General features: G+C 53.4%; 2 protein-coding genes and 3 pseudogenes. 1 reads left to right on the forward strand and 4 read right to left on the reverse strand.

Annotated elements, in window-relative coordinates:
• A pseudogene (locus HHL27_RS22660) lies at positions 1-108 on the forward strand (IS630 family transposase); the annotation flags it as partial.
• Between the two features lie 15 nt (positions 109-123).
• Here the strand turns inward: HHL27_RS22660 and HHL27_RS22020 are convergent.
• The 4 genes and pseudogenes from HHL27_RS22020 to HHL27_RS22035 form a co-directional block, all read right to left on the reverse strand.
• Positions 124-528: pseudogene (locus HHL27_RS22020) on the reverse strand (transposase); the annotation flags it as partial.
• A gap of 42 nt (positions 529-570) precedes the next feature.
• On the reverse strand, positions 571-975 hold the full coding sequence (gene tnpA / locus HHL27_RS22025) for an IS66-like element accessory protein TnpA (RefSeq protein ID WP_169495506.1): 405 nt from the start codon (positions 973-975) through the stop codon (positions 571-573).
• A gap of 319 nt (positions 976-1,294) precedes the next feature.
• The gene (locus HHL27_RS22030) at positions 1,295-4,231 is read right to left on the reverse strand and encodes a TonB-dependent receptor (protein WP_240960250.1); all 2,937 of its coding nucleotides are present in this window, start codon (positions 4,229-4,231) and stop codon (positions 1,295-1,297) included.
• Positions 4,232-4,519: 288 nt separating this feature from the next.
• A pseudogene (locus tag HHL27_RS22035) lies at positions 4,520-4,918 on the reverse strand (IS3 family transposase); the annotation flags it as partial.
• Between the last annotated feature and the right edge of the window lie 113 nt (positions 4,919-5,031).

Genomic DNA, 5,031 nt, shown 5'->3' on the forward strand with positions numbered 1-5,031 from the left:
GCCCGGTCGGTGACAGAACTATGGGACGCGATCCGCGACGCTCTGCCACGCTTCACACCCAACGAATGTGCAAATTACTTCACCGCCGCAGGATACGAACCAAATTGATCGGATTTTGCTCTAGCCCCGATCCTTCAGCGCGGCGTCAAAGCGAGCAAAGAGTTTGTCGATCGCCCTGGCCTGTACCAAGCGCTCCCGGAACAGCCAAACCGTCGTCGCGTCCGGGACCGTGCCGTCGAGCCCGAGACCCAGGAACCGCTGGAACGACAGCCGGTCCTTGATCTGGAACTCGCTCGCTTCGTCCGACAACGAGTAGAGCGCCTGCAGCACCAGGATCTTGAACATCAGCACCGGGTCAAATGGCGGCCGATCGCCCTTGCGGTGGACACTGCGCCGCAGAGCGGCCACCAGCGCCCCCCGGAAAACCTCGAAGTCCACCACGGCCGCCAACCGCTCAAGCGGATCACCCGCCGCGCTCAACGCTTCGTAACGATCGGAAAGATCAAAGAAACCCGGCTGCCCCGCCATAACCGCCTCCGCTCATCACGAAGGACAATGAATCAGCCGGGATCATCCCCGGATCGCCTCCAGAACCGCACGTAACCGATGCACCGCCACATCCCCGTCGATGCGGACAGTGACATCGCCGATCGTCAACTCCAGCCTGCCCGATCCACAAGCCACCGGTTGCGCCACGGCGACAGGCACGAAGCGCAACTCCTCGACCGCGCCGCTCGCCCGAACCTGACGCCGCCAGTAATGCAGCAGACCGAGGCTCACGCCGTTGCGGCGCGCAACCTGCGAAACCGACACTCCCGGCGAAAAGCTCTCTGCCGTAATCCGCGCACGCTCCTCATTTGGCCAACGCTCATGCCGCCGCCGAACCACCATCGCATCGCCGGTTAAATCCGTCGCCGCACTGTGCGATGCACAGGTCAAATCCCGGTTGGACTCGTCGGTAAAATCATAGGCCATCGCGTGCTCTCCACTTCAGCACGCTGGTCTACTCGCTCAGCACCCCGCCCCGATACGTGGGGCCCATGCAACGGTTACCTTACAACGACCACATCATCGCACAGCTACGCTGGTGGGGAGGTCGTCCACGACATCACGTCAGTCTCTAACAAAAAAGGGCCGTGCAGCCGCACGACCCAGTTCTGGAGCGAGCCTGAAAGGGCTCGATTTTATGATATGACTATCAGGGGTAATAGTCAATTAGGATAACTCAGAATTTAATTCCAGAATCTCATAATAAGTAACCGATTAATTGGTCGAAAATGAGAATGTAATTGTCTTAGAACTTAAATCCTGCAGAAATACCGTACGTTCTTGGGTCAAGAGTGTATATGTTCGTGAAAAGTCCGGACGATGGGTCGGTGATGTATTTTCCGGTAATTGCCTGTGTGTCAAAAACGTTAGAAACAAAGGCGCGTGCGAAGAACCGGTCTTCCGGACTTGTCAGCGTGAACTGAGCATTAACAATTTCATAAGATGGAATCTTGTCCCGAATGGTATTGAAGTTGCTGCCCCACGAATTTCCGGTAAAGTGCAAGTCTAGCCGCGGCGAAATCACCCATCCACCGCCAAGTTCGGCATCGTACTGAGCACCCACTGAGAACTTCCAATTTGGTGAATTTGCAAGTTCGTTGCCTCTTATATTTCGTTCTACGCCCCCAGGGAGGAAAAAGCCGCCCCCAGCGCCTGCGTCAAAGAGGTATGTACCGGCAGGGGTGTTATCGCGAATGAACGACCCCAGTGCCCCACATAGCGAGAAAGCGCCGTAGGAATTGGTCCCAGGGACCTGCACTGCTGGCCGTATCAACCCACCACCCGCTGCTGCATTGAAACCATTGACGAGAGCAAGGGTGCTTTCAATAGGCACGCTACCCTTAACCGTAGGCGCAACAACGCAATTTGCCGCACTTTGCAAATCTTTGATAATTACAGCATCCGAACGCCCGTTGGCAGGGTCTCGAGTGTCAACTGTACTAAAATCCGATATCTTGGTCTTGAGGTAGGACAGACTCGCATTAATTGTAAATGCCCGAGAGGGGCGGATAATAGTCTCGAGCTCAACGCCGTAAATTTTTGCGTTGGTGTTATCATTGAATGCGGTTCTATTGATAATTCTACTGACCTGAAAATCCTTATATTTATAGTAGAACGCTGTAGCATTAAGCTGTAGGCCGCCCCCTAAAAATGTATTCTTGGTGCCGATTTCAAAAGCATCAACTGTTTCCCCCTTGAATGTGAGAGGGATCGGTGGGAAAAGATTGGGATCGTAAGGTGGATTGAAGCCGCCAGGTTTGTTGCCCCTTGTATAGCTGGCATATACCAGTGTGTCGCGGGTGAAGCTAAGTTCAGGTTTCCAATCAAGAACTACACGTCCCGTAAGAGCATCAAAAGTTCCTTGCTGTTCGGCGAAGGTCTGCTGACCTGGCTTCGAACTGTCGCCATCAAAATTACGGAGAAGTGCAGTTACATCGCTGGTGCCAAAGGGCGTGAGTACGTTTAAAAATGGCTGACGAGCCCTAATAAATTTTTTATCGTTTGAATAACGCAGACCGCCGGTCAGTTTCAGGTTGTCAGCAAGCTTAACATACGCCTCACCAAAAATGCCGTAGGTCTTCAACTCCGAACGACTGGTGTCGCTGTGGAAGAAGGGAGGGCCCATGCCATAATTCAAGGATGGCAAGCCGGCGCCATATGCCGTAACGGCCCCGAGGAATGCAGACATATAGTCAAACCCGGAAGCCATCACCGCGTAATCAATATCTCTCCCAGTGGCTTTCAAATAGAGGCCGCCCAAGAGAAAATTGAAAGGCCCATCGAAATCTGAGGCTATGCGACCTTCAATGGACCACTGTTCGTTGTGGCCTCCCGAGTAATCGTTCTCATTTGTGTTATTGCTGCACTGAGAAATACGCCCAGCTAGGTATCCTGCATCCAGAGGGTCAAATCTTGACGAGCAAATTTGATTACCGCGAAACACACCGGAATTGAGAATAGCATTAGCGATAGGATTCCCGCCCGCCCCGGCTGCGCGGAGTGCGACAAGGCCTGGATTGTCGAGGATGCTGCGCGTAGTTGTCAAATTATAATCTAGGGTAGAACTATAATCGCTTCGAGAATAACCACCATTTATTGTCGCCGTCAAATTTCCAAACTTCTGCTGAAGCTCAGCTTGAATTGTAATTTGCTCCGACTTCCAAGTCGGCTCATAGTCGATGGCAACTTTGCGAACGTCAGAGGGGTTAATGGACGTATCGTAGGCGTTCCCGTCGTCGGCATAGACGCTACCCAGTGCAAAAGCGGCAAGCGGGCCAAAACCCGCAATGGTCAGAAACTCACGGCTAGCCAAAGTCCCTACTGCTGTCGCATCGCCATTAATTGCGCCGAAAGCCTCACTGTCTGGTCGGCAGCCGAGAATTGCCGTGGGATCCGTCGCGCAAAGTTGTTTCTGCCCTCTTGACCGGTTGCTATCTTCTTTAAAATATTGAGCTGATAATGTGAAGCGCGTGCTATCACTCGGCTCAATCTTGAACGATCCCCGCAAAGAATAGTAATCACGCCCATCAATTTTATTGCCAGTGTTAATATTTGTCGTGTAACCATCGCGCTTCAAATACATACCGGAAAATCTAACTCCGGCAATATCGGAGAGGGGCAAGTTGACCATACCCTTTGCTTGGACCGCATCGTAATTGCCATATGATGCTTCGCCAGAAGCTTTGAAGCCGGATAGATCAGGCTTCGCTGTAATAATGTTGAAAACGCCAGCCGTAGCGTTGCGTCCGAATAGAGTGCCCTGCGGTCCACGGAGAACCTCGAGTCTCTCAATATCATAGAACTCAGAGTCAAAAATGCGGCTCGCCACCAAGGGCATATCATTGAAGTGGATACCGACGCCGGCATCGCCTGAGGCTGCAACCACAGGTGAACCGATTCCGCGGATTGTGATATTGGTTGCCGAAAAATTGCCATACGTGATAGTCGTGTTTGGCAACGCAAGCTGCAGTTCCAGCGGGTTCTTGATCTGCTGCTTCTCAAGAAGCTCATTAGAAAATGCTGAAACAGCTACTGGAACATCCTGCAGGCGCTGGCTAGTGCGTTGCGCGGTGACGATGATTTCAGTGGGGTCGGGGCGATCGGCTGCCTCCTGGGCGTGCGCTGGCAGTGCAATGGCCGCGCTGCAGACCGAAACCAACAAAGCCTTTTTTTTCATTAACATTATGATATCCTCTCCTATTATTTTATTTTTGCCTCACTTTAACAACCCTATTGTTTCCATGGCTATGACGATCGGATGTTAGCACAAGCTAGCCATGTCCAAGGCGCCCTCTAGGTGCGACAAATCAACACACTATCTTACGATTTCATACCGTCAAGTGATCAGATGATCGCAGGACGAGTGGTGGTTTGAGCACGCGCTTGGAGCCGGACACCGGCTGTGGTTACTGGCCTGCTGCCGGTTTGGCGGACACCGAGATAGGATATTTGAGTAGCCCCTAGTTTTCTGGACGCCTTCCGCTTTCAAAATCTGCTGCCGTTCGAACTCGACGGGTGACAGCATCCCGTTCCTGACCTGCTTGCGAACCGGGTTGTAGAACATCTCGATGTAATCGAATACGTCCTGCCGGGCTTCCTTGCGGGATTTATAGGTGCGGCGGCGGATGCGTTCGCGCTTGAGCGAGGAGAAGAAGCTCTCGGCAACCGCGTTGTCGTGGCAGTTGCCGCGTCGGCTCATCGAGTGCTCAAGACTGTGAGCCCGGATGAACGCAGCCCAGTCCATGCTGGTGAACTGCGAGCCCTGGTCCGAATGGATCAGCACCCGGTGCTTCGGCTTGCGCCGCCAGACCGCCATGTGCAGCGCCTGCAGCACCACATCGGTGGTTTGCCGGCTCTGCATGCGGATTCCGAAATGATACCGCCCGCCATTCCGAGGAATTCCCGCCCGGGATTCCGACCTGATCCCGCCCCCCCATTCCGATTAATTCCCGCCCACCTTCCCGGTGGTGTCGAGGCTGATCG

It is taken from the genome of Novosphingobium olei, assembly GCF_012927405.1.
Classification (GTDB): domain Bacteria; phylum Pseudomonadota; class Alphaproteobacteria; order Sphingomonadales; family Sphingomonadaceae; genus Novosphingobium; species Novosphingobium olei.